The sequence below is a fragment of the Pseudoxanthomonas putridarboris genome (assembly GCF_038321125.1).
Taxonomy (GTDB): Bacteria; Pseudomonadota; Gammaproteobacteria; order Xanthomonadales; family Xanthomonadaceae; genus Pseudoxanthomonas_A; species Pseudoxanthomonas_A putridarboris.
In genome coordinates this window covers 76,575-91,117 of sequence record NZ_JBBWWT010000005.1, presented here as the reverse complement: position 1 = coordinate 91,117, position 14,543 = coordinate 76,575, and the positions used below count along the sequence as shown (strand labels likewise).

Here is a 14,543-nt window from a genome sequence, read left to right as displayed (position 1 = left end):
CGGGCGCGATGCGCTTTTTATGGTTTCTTCGGGAAAAGCATCGCGCCCAAGGGCGCTCCTACAGGTTCCGTCAGTGATGGCGGAAACGGATCACATGCCGCGGAAGCGCTGCTGGAAGGCGCCGCTGACCGGCAGCACGTCGTCGCGGCCCTTGACGGTGAGCAGGTAGCGGCCGAGTTCGTCCTTGCGCACGCGGTCGATGGCCTTCACCCGCACCAGCGCGCCGCGGTGCACCTGCCAGAACTCGTCCGGATCCAGCCCGCCCAGCAGTTCCTTCAGCGAGGTGCGGATGATGGCCTCGTCGGTGGCGGTCGCCACGCGCACGTACTTGTCCTGCGCCTGGAAGAACAGCACGTCGTCGATCGCGATCATGCGCACGCTGTCGCCGACGCTGGCGGTGATCCAGCGGATCAGGCGGTCGCCCTGCGGACGCAGGCGCGCCTCCAGGTCGTCGATCAGCGCGCGCAGCCCCGGTGTGCGCGCTTCGTCCAGGCGTTCGCGCACGCGGTCGATCGTCTGCCTCAGGCGCGCCTCCTGCACGGGCTTGAGAAGGTAATCGGCCGCGCCCGCCTCGAACGCACGTATGGCGTAGTCCTCGTAGGCGGTGGTGAACACCACCAGCCCGCCCTGCGCCACCACGTCGCGCGCCACGTCCAGGCCACTGACGCCGGGCATGCGGATGTCCAGGAAGGCCACCTGCGGGCGATGCCGGGCGACTGCGTCCAGCGCCGCCACGCCGTCCTCGCAGACCGCCACGATCTCAAGTTCGGGCCACGCGGCCTGCAGTTGCGCATGCAGCGCGATGCGCTGCGGCGCTTCGTCCTCGGCGATCAGTGCGGTGACCCGGCTCATGCCGGCGACCCTACCGGCACGCTGATCTCCGCGCAAACACCGGAACCCGTCGGCGATGGCGAAAGCCGGAACCCGGCACCCGTGCCGTAGCGCGCCGCCAGTTGCTCGCGCACGTTGGCCAGCCCGACGCCGGTGCTCAGGCCCGGCTGCAGGCCCACGCCATCGTCGGTCACGCGGATGCGCAGCATGTCGTCCTGCCGCGACGCTACCACGTCGATGCGGCCGGGGCCGGGCTTGGGTTCGATGCCGTGCTTGATGGCGTTCTCCACCAGCGTGATCAGCAGCGAAGGCGGGAACGGCAGCGAACGCAGCGCATGCGGTACTTCGACTGAGAACGCCAGCCGCCCGCCCATGCGCACCTTCATCAGCGCCAGATAACTGGCGCAGATGTCCAGTTGCTGGCCCAGCGTGGCGTGCAGGCCGCGGTCGTCGCGCAGCTTGGGAATGGTGGCGCGCAGGAAATCGACCAGTGCGTCCAGCGTGGCCTCGGCCTGCGCCGGATCCTGCCGCACCAGCGCGCGCACCGAGGCCAGCGTATTGAACAGGAAGTGCGGCTCGACCTGCGCCTGCAGCACGCCCAGGCGCAGGTCGGCTTCGTGCACGCGGCCTTCCAGTTCGTTCAGCGCCTGCACGTGCCGGTGGTCGTCCCAGCGGCGGCGTTCGCTGAAATAGGCGCGCAATGCCAGGCCACCCCCGAACAGGCCATAGATGATGACCAGTGCGGCCAGGTTGATCACCAGGCCGATGGCCTGCACCAGCGCTCCCGGCTTGGGCATGTCGGTGCGGATGCCTATTGCGGTCAGTCCGGGAGTCACCAGCGACTCGACGTACGAGGACGCGATGCGGTCGATGAAGAAGCTGAGCAACATGCCGACCAGCACCGCCACCACCACCGCCTTGCGCTCGCGCGCCACCGGCCAGTGCGAGTGACGGACACCGGTCGCCAATGCCGGTCCCAACGTCGCCATCAGGCTGAAGGCGACGAACTGGGTGATGCCCACTTTCACCGCCACGCCCGGGTCCTGCACGGTCAGGCCGACACCGGTGCCGATGAACGCCGCCGCCACCGCGATCACGCTGCAGAACAGCAGACTGCGGCCGACCAGCCAGCGCAGGCCGAACACCGGATAGCGCCGGTAGCGGCTCCACACCGCGTTGCCGCCGACCAGCACTTCGGCGGGCAGTTTCTCGCGCAGCGAATAATCCTTGTCCATGCCTTACTTTCTCTCGCCACGCAGTTGCTGGCCCGCCTGCAGCAACGTCAACGCCACCACCTTGCCACCGGCATCGCGCTCGAAACGGATCTCGGCGCCAACCGCGCTGGCCACGAAGACATCGGGCGCCGCGGCATCCACCGGAAGCGCAGGCTGGCCGGTCCCCTGGACGGTCAACGTGCCGGCTGCCGCCTTCACCGTCAACGAGAAGCCGGGCACCAGCGGATACTCGCCTTCGTATTCGCCCAGCTTGGCCGCGTCCAGCACGAGCGCCGGCTTGCGGGCCGCTCCATCCACGCGCTTGGCCGGGGTCGCGCCGCCCATCTGCATCCACGTGAACGCATAGCCGTCGGCCGTGCGCTGCGGGCGCAGCACCGCATCCAGTTCCAGCGGATAGAAATCGCCGGCGCTGTCGTAGCCCATGGCGTAGGCGCCCTGCCCGGCAGCCTGGATTTCCAGCGCGTCGCCCTGGCGACGCAGGGTCATCCTCATGCCACCGGCCAGTTCGTACTCGCCGGCCAGCGCATCCAGCATCGTGGGGTCGGGCACGGCGACGGTGCGCGGCTTGCCCAGCGGGAAACTGGCATCGACCAGGTGCAGGCCCAGCGAACCCAGGCTGCCGATCGAATTCCACGTGGTATCCGACAGGATGACCACGCCGCGCTGCTTCTCGATGTCGAACGAAACGAAGGACGAGAATCCGCCCGTGCCGCCTTCGTGCAGGTGCACGGTGCGGTCGCCGACCGGCAGCAGCATCCAGTTCATCGCCATGGCCGGCTTGTCGGACACCTTCTGCTGGGTCAGGCGCAGCGCCGGGGTGATGGCCGTCGCGGTGGCGCCGAGTTCGCCCTGCACGTAGCGCACCATGTCGTCGAGCGTGGCGCGCACGCCTCCGACACCGGCCAGATCGGTGGCGAAGTGCCATGCGGACGCGGGCCGCGCATTCGGCGTATGGCCGGTCGCGCTGCGTATCCCGGCCGGCGCGGCGTTGACATGCGCGCCGCGCATGCCGAGGGGTTCGAAGAGGCGCTGCCTCAGCAAGGTTTCCAGATCGGTGCCGGCACGGCGCGCCACGGCGTAGGACAGCACCATTGATGCGAAGTTGGAGTACTCGAACGTCGTGCCCGGCGCAGCCTTCAGCGTCACGTCGTCCAGCGAGGCCAGCAATGCGGCTTCATCGAGCTTCGCGTACGGGTCGTCCATGCTGGGCGCGCCCAGCTTCGACGGCAGCGCGGGCAGCCCCGAGGTGTGGGTGACCACATGGCGCAGCAGGATGGGCTGGCCCTGGTAGTCCGGCACCCTGGTCCCTTCCGGCAGCCAGGCTGCGAGCGGATCGTCCAGCGAGCCCTTGCCCTGCCGGATCAGGTCGGCCAGCAACGCCGCCGTCATCGTCTTGCTGACCGAACCGATCTCGAACGCGGCATCCGGACCGATCCGGGCCGCATCCTTGTCATCCGCGCACTGGAAGGTGCGCGCTACATGGTCCTTCTCGACGACCGCCACCGCCAGGCAGGCGCCCGTGCGGTCGCCGTGCAGGCGTTGGGCGACGGTGTCGCGCAGTTGCGCGTCGGTCGTGGCATGGGCATTGCCGCCGGCGGCGGCCAGGATCAGGGCGATGGCGCTGGAGAGTTTCATGGGGCGGGTCTCCTGTCGGGGTGGACGCCATGTTGCCGATGCGGCCGTCCCGCCGGGCGGCCTTGCGATGGATGACGCCACCCCGGCGACGAAACCCGCGATCCGGACGATGGCGGTCGCCCGAGCGGGCACCTCCTGCCGGCTCAGTCCCGCAGCAACTCCCGCAAGGTGTCCCGGTACCTGCCCGCAATGGCCTCGCCATCCACGTGCCGGCCATCGCCGACCACCTGCCGGCCTGCGACGTGCACGTCCTTCACCAGCGGGCGGTTGCCGGCGAAGATCCAGCGGTCGACGACATCGTCCGCCGTTGCACCCGCGAACGCGGGCGCGCCGCCGTCCAGAACGACGGCATCGCCGTGCGTATCGGCGAAGCCGGTCGCATCGGCGGCGCTGGCCAGCACGCCGCGCAGCAGGGTTTCGCCGACGCTGGGCGACGCCGGCGCCACCGCGATGTTGCGGTGGCGGGTGACCAGGCGCTGGCCGTACTCCAGCCAGCGCAGTTCCTCCACCGGCGACACCGACACGTGCGAATCCGAACCGATGCCCCAGTGGCCGCCGGCGCGCAGGTAATCCTGCAGCGGGAACAGGCCATCGCCCAGGTTGGCCTCGGTGGTCGGGCAGATCGCCACGGTGGCGCCGCTGGCGGCGATGCCACGCGTCTCCTCGGGCGTCAGGTGGGTGGCATGCACCAGCGTCCAGCGGCGATCGACCGGGAACTCGCGCAGCAGCCATTCCACCGGCCGCGCGTTGCGGATCGCCAGGCAGTCCTGCACTTCGCCCACCTGCTCGGCGATATGGAGATGCACCGGCGCATCGGCCGGCAGCGCGGCCAGCACCTCGCGCATCGCCGCTTCCGGCACCGCGCGCAGGCTGTGGAACGCGCAACCGATGCGCAGGCGGTCGTCGCGCGACGGCGCCAGTGCATCCAGCAATCGCAGGAAACCCTCGACGTCGTGGCCGAAGCGCTGCTGGCGCGCCGACAGCGGACGGCCATCGAAACCGCCGGCCATGTACAGCACTGGCAGCAGGGTCAGGCGGATGCCGGTGTCGCGCGCGGCGGCGATCAACGCCTTCGACATCGCGGCCGGATCGGCATGCGGCGTGCCGTCGGGCTGGTGGTGGACGTAGTGGAATTCGCAGACGGTCGTGTAGCCGGCCTCCAGCATTTCCGCGTACAGCTGCGCGGCGACGGCGTAAGTGCTTTCCGGCGTCATCCGCGCGGCGAAGCGGTACATGATTTCGCGCCAGGTCCAGAAGCTGTCTTCCGGATGGCTCTGCCGTTCGGCCAGCCCCGCCATCGCCCGCTGGAACGCATGCGAATGCAGGTTGGCGATGCCGGGCACGCGCCAGTCGGCGCCTTGCACATCGACCAGTGGCGCGGCTACGGCGGATTCGGGAACGGGCATGGTGCTTACGGCCGAAGGCATGGGTGCGCTAGGCTACCGCGTCGCTCCTTCCAAGACACGTCCATGACTGCCGTTGCGATCGCCTTGCTGGCCATGTTTGTCGCCCTGGTGGCTGTTTTCGCTGCCCTGCGGGCCCAGTCGCGCAAGCCGGGGCACGGGGGCGATGCCTTTTCGGCGACTGACCATGACAGTGGCCGCGCGCACGACCGCCACGATGCCGATGGCGGCAGCGACGGCGGTGGCGATGGAGGCGGCGGTGACTGAGGCAGCGGGCTCGACAGGCTGGGACGGCCTGCTGGTCAACGCACGACTGGTCACGCTGGCCGGTGACGCGGGCTATGGCGCGATCGAGGACGGCGCACTGGGCTGGCGCGATGGCGTGCTGGAATACGTCGGGCCAGCGCAGGCATTGCCCGCGGATGCGCGCGCGCAGGCAGCCGATGTCATCGACGCCGGCGGCGACTGGGTCACCCCGGGACTGATCGACTGCCATACGCACGCGGTGTTCGCCGGCGACCGCGCGGGCGAGTTCGAGCAGCGACTGCAAGGCGCCAGCTACGAAGAGATCGCCCGCAATGGCGGCGGCATCGTATCGACCGTGCGCGCCACCCGCGAGGCCGGCGAGGACGAACTGCTGGCGCAGTCGCTGCCACGCGCGCGCACATTGCGCGACGACGGCGTGACCACGCTGGAGATCAAGTCCGGCTACGGCCTGGACTTCGAGAACGAACGCAAGATGCTGCGCGTGGCGCGGCGCATCGGCGAGGCGCTGGGCATCGGCGTGCGCACCACCTTCCTGGGCGCGCATGCGTTGCCGCCGGAATACGCCGGACGCGCGGACGATTACATCGCGGCTGTCTGCGAGTGGCTGCCCGCCTTGCATCGCGAGGGACTGGTGGATGCGGTGGACGCGTTCTGCGAGCGCATCGGCTTCAGCCTTGTGCAGACGCGGCGGGTGTTCGAGGCGGCGCGCGCGCTGGGCCTGCCGGTGAAACTGCATGCCGACCAGTTGAGCGATGGCGAAGGCGCCGCGCTGGTGGCGGAATTCGGCGGCCTGTCGGCCGACCATGTGGAATACACCTCGCCCGCCGGCGTGGCGGCGATGGCGAAAGCCGGTACCGTGGCGGTGCTGTTGCCGGGCGCCTTCCACGTGCTGCGCGAAACGAAGCTGCCGCCGCTGGAGGAATTCCGCGGGCATGGCGTGCCGATGGCGGTCGCCACCGACTGCAATCCGGGCACCTCGCCGCTGCAATCGCTGCGGCTGGCGATGTCGCTGGCCTGCACGCATTTCCGCCTGACGCCGGAGGAAGCCCTGCGCGGCGCCACCGTGCATGCGGCGCGCGCGTTGGGCCTGCACGACCGTGGCCGGTTGCGGCCGGGACAGCGCGCGGACTTCGTGCGCTGGCGCATCGGCCAGCCGGCTCAGTTGGCGTACTGGCTGGGGGGGGATCTGGTGACCGCCGTGCATGTGGGTGGGCAGGCGGTGCGATAGAAGCGCCGGTGCCTGCCGTCCCTTGCGGCATCCAGGCAAAGCCTGGCGGGGACCAGGCCTTGCTCGTGCCCCGATGCATGGGCGCATCCAATCCGCCATGAACGAGCACGCCGTGAGCGAGGAACCCGCCTCAGCGCGCTCCCGGAGCCGGCTCCAGATACCGCGCCTGGAGTGCGAACCGGTCGGCGGCGGAGACACCCAGTTCGCGCTCGATGTAAGCGTCGATGGAGCCGTAGTCGGCGCGGATCTGGTCGAACGCCGAGAACAGGTACACCGGATCGGTGCCCATCAGCGCATCGACCGCGCCCGGCGGCAGCTTGGCGAAGAACGCGGCGTTTGGGTCCTCCGCCTTTTCGCCGGTCGGATCGGCGGTGCGTTGGCGCAGCTTCTGCAGGCTGGCTACGCGCTGCGACATCGCATAGTCGGCGGCTACGGCATCCGGGACCACGCCCAGCGTGGTCAGCACCAGCGCGGCGAGCAGGCCGGTGCGGTCCTTGCCGGCACTGCAGTTGAACAGCAGCCCCTCGCCCGCCTTCAAGGCGTCGAAGACCGCACGGTAGCGCGGCGCGAACTCCCTGGGCATGGTGCGGTAGAAGCTGGACATCATCCGGATTGCCGCTTCTTTCGGATCGCCGCCGGTGGCGAAGGCCTGCTTCAGCGCGCTGGAATCGAAGTCCAGATCGTAGTCCCACGACACGTAGTCGGCGCCGGGGGCGATACGCTCCTTCTGCGTCGGCGCGGCGCTGCGTTCCTGGCTGGCGCGCAGGTCGCAGATGGTCTTGATGCCGAGACCCTGCAGGTAGGCGTAGTCGCCATCGGTCAGCGTATCCATCGCACCGGAGCGGAACAACGCGCCCCAGCGCACCTGGCGGCCGTCGGAAGTCGGGTACCCCCCAAGATCGCGGAAGTTGATGCCGCCCTCCAGCGGCAGCACGCGTTCGCCGATCAGGGCTTGACGGCCCTCGCCATCGTCGACGCGGACGTAGGGGCGCACGCCCGGGGCGTGGTCGAGTTCGACACGACCGGCAGCGCCCGTCACCGACACCGCCGAGTTCGTCGTCGGCGCATCGTCGCGATCGGACACGGTGACCCGGTACTGCTCGCCGGATACGGCCGCACCCGTCCAGACGACGGCTATCCGGGTGGGATCGAGGCGTTCGATCTGCACGTCGCGTGGCAACTCGGCCAGCGCTGGCGACGCCGACGCGAACAGGGTCAACGCAAGCAGATTGCGTCGCAGGGCATGTGGGATCTTCATATGGGCGTTCTCCTTGTGTATTCAGAATCGCAGGCGCAAGCCGGCCATGTAGCGGCGGCCGAAACCTTCCACCTCCAGCGGACGCGACTTGTCGCCCTCGTAGCGCAGGCCCTGCTCGTTAGTCAGGTTGTTGGCGTCGAAGAACAGGTTCATTTTCTCGTTGATGGCGTAGCGCACCGACAGGTCCAGCTGCTCTGTCGCGTCCCAGTAGGTGTTGGCGCCGCCATCGAGACTGACGTCGTCGAGCCATTTGTCGCGCCACTGATAGGCCAGGCGAGCGGAAAGGCCATGCTTTTCGTAGTACAGAGAGGCGTTGAGCACCTGCTTCGACGTCCCCTTGAAGTCATGCTTGCTGCCGTCGGCGGCCTCGAATTCGCCATCGATGTAGGCCAGATTCAGTTGCACGCCGAAGCCGTCCATCCAGCCCGGCAGGAACTTGAACGGTTGCTGGTAGCTCAGTTCCACGCCGGTGAGCTTTCCGTCGCCGCCATTGAGCGTGGTGACGTAGTCGTAGCCCCTGCGCGAGATACCGGCGGCGTCGTAGCGGTCGTCGGCGACGGTGGAAGTGCTGCTGAACAACACATCGCTCACGTCGCGGTAGAACACGTTGATCGCGGCGATCGAGGCCTCGGCGAAATACCATTCCAGCGAGCCGTCGTAACCCCACGCACGTTCCGGCTCCAGTCCCGGATTGCCGCCGGCGATCACGCCATCGATATCGTTGACGCTGACGCTGGCGCGCAGATCGGCGAAGCCCGGGCGCGCCATGCCAGTGACCAGCGCATTGCGCAGCTTGAGGTTCTCGCCCAGGTCGATGTTCCAGTGCACCGACGGGAACACATCGGTACGGTCGTGCTCGATCGTCACCGGAACGCGGGTCCCGCCGGCATCGACCAGGTTGCCGCGGCTTTCCAGCGAGGCGCGTTCGACGCGCACGCCGGCCAGGAACTGGTGCGCTCCGCTCTGCACTTCCAACTGCGCGTAGGCGGCCTGGATGTCTTCGTCCAGTTCGAAGCTCGAGGTCGGGTCGATGGCGGCGGCCGGATCGTACAGGCCGGCGGCCTGCAACCGGGCCACGGTCTGGTCCAGCAGCTTGCGCGCGCCGGCGTTGTCCACGTAGTTCACCCCGAAGCCGCGCGGGAACCTGGAGATCCACTGCTTGCCCGTCACGAACGGATCGAGGTCCCACGGCAGGCCCAGCGCGGCGGCGTACGCCGACACGGGGACGACGGCGGTCGAACCAAAGGTGTTGCCCTTGGCCTCGCGCCGGTCGATCTGGGCCCCGAGACTCAGGCGCGCACCGTCGGCGATGGACAGATCACGCGAGGCATCGAACTTGAAGGTGACCGCATCGGCCTCGGTGGTGATATCGATCGGGATCAGCAGATCCATGCCGAAATCGGCCTGGTTGAGATCGCGAACCGCCGTGCCGCGCGCGAAGCCGGCATCGCCCATCACCGTGGTGTACAGGTCGAGGACAGGCAGGTTCGGATTGCGGCGATCATAGTCGAGCGAGACGAATTGCGTCGGGCTGGTCTGGATCTGGCGGATCAGCGGCAGGTTGGTGGTGCCCTCGGTCCGCGTGAAGTTCAGGCCCCAGCCCAGGGTCCAGGTATCCAGCGCATGGTCGCCGCTCAGCGTCGTGGTCCACACCGAGTTGGCGTAGTTGCCGTCCTGCAGCATCGCGTTCACCGGCACGCCGACCAGCGAACCGCTGTCGATGCCGGCCTGGCCACCCAGCGCACCGCCGAGATCGAAGATGTACTGGTTGCGGTATTCATGGTCCTTGAACTCGGTGTACAGCGAGTTCAGGCCCAGGCTGTGCCCTTCCGCCGGGCGCCACTCCAGTTTCAGCATGCCCGAGTTGGTTTCGCGTTCGAGTTGGTAACTGCGGAAATCGAACATGGTGGGGACACCATCTTCGTCGTAGTCGAACTCGCGGTTGTCGGTCAGCTGATCGCGGCTGTAGGTGGAACCGCCGATCAGGATGCCGAAGGTGTCGTTGCTCCACGACAGGCGCGCATCGCCCTGGCGCTGCTTGCCGTCGCCCAGTTCCATCGGACCGTAGCCAAGACCGACTTGGCCGTTGAAACCGCGCTTGCTCATGGGCGATACGGTTTCGATGTTGACGCGGCCGGCCAGCGCTTCGGAAGGCATCGACGGGGTCAGGGTCTTGTTGACCGTCACCACATCGATCAGACCGGCCGGTACCGAGTCGAAACGGAAGATCCTCTCGTCGGCGCCGACCACGTTGATGTCGTCGAAGGCCACCGCGGTCCAGCGCGAGGGCGCGCCACGCACCTGGATGTAGCGTTCCTGCCCCTGGTCGCGCTGCACGGCGACCGCGGGCAGGCGCGACAAGGCGGCGGCGGCGGTCTGGTCGGGGAAATCGCCAATGGTGTCGGAGGCGATGGCGTCGACCACGCCGATGGCTTCGCGCTTGAGTTCGATGGACTGCGACTGCGAGGACACGATCGGCGCGGAGACGACGACGGCGTCCAGTTCCTTGGGTCGATCGGCTTCCTGGGCAAGAACCAGCGACGGCACCAGGGCGACGGAGAACAACGCTGCGGCATGCGGCCGCAGGACCTGCGCGATGGCGCGGGAGAGAGGATGGCGCATGGGTTTTCCAAGGGTGCGTGGGGGGCAGGCGGCAGTCTGGGGCGCCCTTGTTACAAGTGAATGAACGTTCATTTACTTGTAACTAGTGTGATATTTTTGAGGTGCCGCCCGTCTGGGCGGTCTCCCTGCCCTTCTTGATGGAACGTTTACCCGGTGCCCACTCCCGCCACTGCAGAAACCGTGTCGTACTCCGCCGGAGAGCGGATCGAGTTGCAGCGCCAGCGCATCCTGAAGGCGGCCAAGCGCTGCTTCATCGCGCACGGCTTCCACGCTGCGGCGATCAGCGACATCGCCGCCGAGGCCGGGATCAGCCAGGGCCTGATCTACCGCTACTTCGAGAACAAGCGCGCGATCATCCTGGCCATCATCGAGATGCAACTGGTCGAAAACCGCGAGAACCTGGATCGCCTTCAGGCTTCGACCGATTTCGTCGCCGCCTTAGGGCAGGCGTATGGGTTGTGGGCCAAGGGGGATCCCGAGCTGTGGCATGCCGGACTGCACGGCGAAATCGCGGCCGAAAGCCTGCGCGACCCGATCGTGGCCGATGCGCTGCGGCGCTCCGAACAGCAGAACCGCCAGGCGCTCATGGCCTGGTTCCATCGCCGCGATGCCGAGATGGGGCGTCGGACGTCGGATGAGGACGCCCAGCTGCGCGCGGCGCTGATGAGCTGCATCGTCGAAGGATTGGCGATACGGGCCGTGCGCGAACCCGATCTTCCGCCGGAAATATTGCGCGCCATGCTCGAACGCATGATGCCGCTGGTGCTCGGCGACTGAGCACGCCGGCAGCGGGAAACTCGCGGCGGGGCGAAGCCCGGTTGGTGCATTGCTCCATGGGCGCGGACAGAAGCCCATAAAAAACCCCGGCAGGGGCCGGGGTCTTGCGTACGCTGCCGGCCGGGCCGGAACGTGGAAGGCTTACGCCTTGGCGACGGCCTTCTTGGCCACGGCCTTCTTGGCCGGCGCCTTCACGACCGACTTCTTGGCGGTGGCGGTAGCGGCCACGCCCGCCTTGGCGACGGCGTGCTTGCGCGCGTTGCCGTAGCTCGACACGTAGCGCTTGCCCTTGGCCGTCTTGCGATCACCCTTGCCCATCGTAGTTCTCCTGATTCATTGAAAAGTCCGCCCAGGGATATGGGCCGTTGCGAAGGCGTTCGCCTGCCTCTGCGCCCTGCGCGAAGGCGCAAAGCCTATCACAGCGGGGGCCGCAAAGCCCTGTCGGGACGCTGTTTCCGGGGATTGCCGCACCCTCGGGGCAAGGATTCCCGGGTCAGTGGGCGCAACTGGCGTCGTGGACGTGCCAGTGGTTCAGGCGCAGGTTCAGCAGGTGCGCCAGCCCCACCAGCATGCCGCCCACGGTCATCACGATGGCGTGCGGCACCACCGACTCGTGCAGGGGGGCATACAGCACGCCGGCCCACAGGGCCAGCAGGCCGAACAGCAGCATGCCCAGGGCGCGGAAGGCGCGGTGGCGACGATAGCCCCAGACCAGGCTGAACAGGCCCAGCACGGTGACGAACACCACGAACGCCTGCTCGAAGCCATCGCCCAGCCAGACGGACAGGCCCAGCGAGGGAACGGCCGCCAGCAACAGCGGTATCACGGCGCAGTGCACCGCGCAGATCAATGACCCGGCGGCGGCGAAACGGTCCAGCAGGGCGCGGAAGGTGGACTTCATGAGAGAGGAAGTATGACTTCTGGGAGGGTTATATTGTCACCATTGGTATATTATAACATCAATCCCCTCCCCTCAATGAGTGAACCCGCACCCCATGGAATCGATGCGCCGCTCCCTGCCTTCCCCCCACCTGCTGGCCAGTGCCCTGGCCCTTGCGCTGCTGTCGCCGACCGCCTTCGCCAACGACGCCGGCGCCACCGACCTGGACGCCGTGGTCGTCACCGCCTCGCCGCTGAAAGGCAATGCCGAATCCGTCGCCACCCCGGTCGAAGTGCTGTACGGCGAGGCGCTGGACAGGACCAAGGCCGGCACGCTGGGCGAGACCATCGCCAAGCTGCCCGGCGTGCAGACCACGTATTTCGGCACCGGCGTGGGCCGGCCGATCATCCGCGGCCAGGAAGGCCCGCGCGTGCAGGTGCTGTCCGGCGGCATCGGTTCGATGGACGCCTCCACCGTCAGCGCCGACCACGCGGTCAGCATCGAGCCGTTCCTGGCCGACCAGATCGAAGTGCTGAAGGGGCCGGCCACCCTGCTGTTCGGCAGCGGCGCCATCGGCGGCGCGGTGAACGTGGTCGACGGCCGTTTGGCCGACACGATTCCCGACGAACCGCTGAGCGGCCGCGCGGAGGTGCGCGGCAACACGGTCAACGACGAGCGCAGCGGCATGTTCCGGCTGGACGGCGTGAACGGCAACTGGGTGCTGCACGTGGATGGCCTGGTGCGCAACACCCACGACTACGACATCCCGGGTGTGGCGGCCCTGCACGACGACCACGAGGAAGACGGGGACCATGATGACCACGAGGAAGAGGAACAGCCCAACGGCATCCTTCCCAACAGTTCGGTGAGGACGCGCGCCGGCGCCATCGGCGCGACGTGGCTGGGCGAAGGCGGCTACTTCGGCCTGGCCGCCAGCACGTACCGCACCAACTACGGCATCCCCTCCGGCGCGCACGTGCACGGCGACGACGACCACGACCATGACGACGACGACGATGACCACGACGAGGAGGGCCACGAGGAAGAAGGCCCGGTGCGCATCGACATGGTGCAGAACCGCCTGGACCTGAAGGCCGGCATCTACGACCCGGTGTCCTTCCTGCAGAGCATCAACCTGCGCGCGGCGTGGAACGACTACGAGCACGTCGAACTGGAAGACGGCCTGCCGGCCACGCGCTTCACCAACAAGGGCTACGACGCGCGCCTGGAAGCGGTGCAGAAGGACCGGAACGGCTGGCGTGGCGCGTTCGGCCTGCAGTTCGGCAGCACCGATTTCGGTGCGGTCGGCGAAGAGGCCTTCGTGCCCTCCACCACCACCGACAACCTGGGCGTGTTCGTCGTGCAGGAGAAGGATTTCGGCCCGTGGAAGCTGGAGCTGGGCGGCCGCTACGACCATGTGGAACTCAGGCCGGAAGGGCGCGCGTCGCGCGATTTCGACGCGATCAACCTGTCCGCCGCGGCGATCTGGCGCCTGAGCGATGGCTTCGATCTGCGCTTCGGGCTGGATCGCTCCGAGCGCGCGCCGACCAACGAGGAGCTGTTCGCCGGCGGCACGCACGTGGCCACGCAGTCCATCGAGATCGGCGATGAGGCGCTGGACACCGAGAAAGGCGCGCGCGCGGAAATCGGCGCGCATTGGCATACCGACCGCGTGGACCTGAAGCTGGCGCTGTACCGGACGGAGTTCAGCGACTTCATCTACCTGGCCGACACCGATGTGGAGGAGGAAGGCTTCCCGGTGCGGCTGTGGACGCAGAGCGACGCCACGTTCACCGGCGCCGAAGCGGAAGCCAAGATCCGGCTGGCCGACAGCGCCAGCGGCGCGTGGGACCTGCGCCTGTTCGGCGACTATGTGCGGGCCAAACTGGATGGCAGCGGCACGCGTACCGTCGCCTTCGAAGTGCCGCACGGCGACCACGCCCACGGTTACGAAGCAGAGATCGCGCAAGGCGGTTACCTGCCGCGCATCGCGCCGATGCGCTTCGGCGCCGACCTGGGCTGGTCGTTGGGCGGCTGGCGCGCGTCGGTGGGCGCGGTGCGTTACAGCAAGCAGGACGACGTGGCGCAGAACGAGGAACCCAGCGATGGCTACACGCTGGTGGATGCGCACCTGGCCTACCGCTGGGACCGCACGGCCTCGAGCTGGGAAGTGTTCCTGGACGGCAGCAATCTGACCGACGAGGAAGCCCGCCCGCACACCTCGCTGCTGCGCGACTACGCGCCGTTGCCGGGCCGCGGCGTGGCCTTCGGCATCCGCGCGTACTTCTGACGGTCGTAGCGAGCGCTCCGCTCACGGGCGCAAGCTCCCTGCGGGCAGGCGTGCGCATGGCGCACGCCATCTTCCCGCTCGACTCGGCTCGTCATCCCGGCGCAGGCCGGGACCCAG

General features: G+C 68.1%; 12 protein-coding genes. 4 read left to right on the top strand and 8 right to left on the bottom strand.

All coding sequences use genetic code 11. The features are described 5' to 3' along the window. Positions 1 to 90 precede the first annotated feature (90 nt). The 4 genes from AAD027_RS12085 to AAD027_RS12070 all read right to left on the bottom strand — a co-directional run bounded on the left by AAD027_RS12085 (position 91) and on the right by AAD027_RS12070 (position 5,107). Positions 91 to 852 carry a LytR/AlgR family response regulator transcription factor gene (locus tag AAD027_RS12085; RefSeq protein WP_341726272.1) on the bottom strand — a complete coding sequence of 254 codons (762 nt, stop codon included), beginning with the start codon at positions 850 to 852 and terminating at the stop codon, positions 91 to 93. Next, a complete protein-coding gene (locus tag AAD027_RS12080; protein WP_341726271.1) occupies positions 849 to 2,066 on the bottom strand; it encodes a sensor histidine kinase in 1,218 nt (405 codons plus the stop codon). The genes AAD027_RS12085 and AAD027_RS12080 overlap by 4 nt, the downstream gene beginning before the upstream one ends. A 3-nt stretch (positions 2,067 to 2,069) precedes the next feature. Further along, positions 2,070 to 3,701: a serine hydrolase gene (locus AAD027_RS12075; RefSeq protein WP_341726270.1), complete on the bottom strand. Its 1,632-nt coding sequence runs from the start codon at positions 3,699 to 3,701 to the stop codon at positions 2,070 to 2,072. Positions 3,702 to 3,844: 143 nt separating this feature from the next. Continuing rightward, a complete protein-coding gene (locus tag AAD027_RS12070) occupies positions 3,845 to 5,107 on the bottom strand; it encodes a formimidoylglutamate deiminase (RefSeq protein WP_341726476.1) in 1,263 nt (420 codons plus the stop codon). Positions 5,108 to 5,170: 63 nt separating this feature from the next. Here AAD027_RS12070 and AAD027_RS12065 point away from each other — a divergent pair, with 63 nt between their 5' ends. Together AAD027_RS12065 and hutI are read left to right on the top strand one after the other, a co-directional pair. Continuing rightward, entirely contained in the window at positions 5,171 to 5,371 is a 201-nt protein-coding gene (locus AAD027_RS12065; protein WP_341726269.1) for a hypothetical protein, read from the top strand. Then, the gene (gene hutI / locus AAD027_RS12060; RefSeq protein WP_341726268.1) at positions 5,364 to 6,599 is read left to right on the top strand and encodes an imidazolonepropionase; all 1,236 of its coding nucleotides are present in this window, start codon (positions 5,364 to 5,366) and stop codon (positions 6,597 to 6,599) included. The genes AAD027_RS12065 and hutI overlap by 8 nt, the downstream gene beginning before the upstream one ends. Positions 6,600 to 6,729: 130 nt before the next feature. Here hutI and AAD027_RS12055 read toward each other — a convergent pair whose 3' ends face one another. Both AAD027_RS12055 and AAD027_RS12050 read right to left on the bottom strand, forming a co-directional pair. Then, positions 6,730 to 7,857, bottom strand: a complete 1,128-nt coding sequence (locus AAD027_RS12055; RefSeq protein WP_341726267.1) for a tyrosine-protein phosphatase — start codon at positions 7,855 to 7,857, stop codon at positions 6,730 to 6,732. 21 nt (positions 7,858 to 7,878) lie between these two features. Then, entirely contained in the window at positions 7,879 to 10,479 is a 2,601-nt protein-coding gene (locus AAD027_RS12050; RefSeq protein WP_341726266.1) for a TonB-dependent receptor, read from the bottom strand. A 180-nt stretch (positions 10,480 to 10,659) separates the two neighbouring features. Here AAD027_RS12050 and AAD027_RS12045 point away from each other — a divergent pair, with 180 nt between their 5' ends. Further along, positions 10,660 to 11,256, top strand: a complete 597-nt coding sequence (locus tag AAD027_RS12045) for a TetR/AcrR family transcriptional regulator (RefSeq protein WP_341726265.1) — start codon at positions 10,660 to 10,662, stop codon at positions 11,254 to 11,256. A gap of 141 nt (positions 11,257 to 11,397) precedes the next feature. On the opposite strand, the gene AAD027_RS12040 is transcribed toward AAD027_RS12045, so the two are convergent. Continuing rightward, the gene (locus AAD027_RS12040) at positions 11,398 to 11,574 is read right to left on the bottom strand and encodes a 30S ribosomal protein THX (protein ID WP_341726264.1); all 177 of its coding nucleotides are present in this window, start codon (positions 11,572 to 11,574) and stop codon (positions 11,398 to 11,400) included. A gap of 175 nt (positions 11,575 to 11,749) precedes the next feature. After that, entirely contained in the window at positions 11,750 to 12,157 is a 408-nt protein-coding gene (locus AAD027_RS12035; RefSeq protein WP_341726263.1) for a MerC domain-containing protein, read from the bottom strand. A 103-nt stretch (positions 12,158 to 12,260) separates the two neighbouring features. On the opposite strand from AAD027_RS12035, the gene AAD027_RS12030 reads away from it, so the two are divergent. Next, positions 12,261 to 14,426, top strand: coding sequence for a TonB-dependent receptor (locus tag AAD027_RS12030; RefSeq protein ID WP_341726262.1), 2,166 nt, complete (start codon positions 12,261 to 12,263; stop codon positions 14,424 to 14,426). Positions 14,427 to 14,543 lie beyond the last annotated feature (117 nt).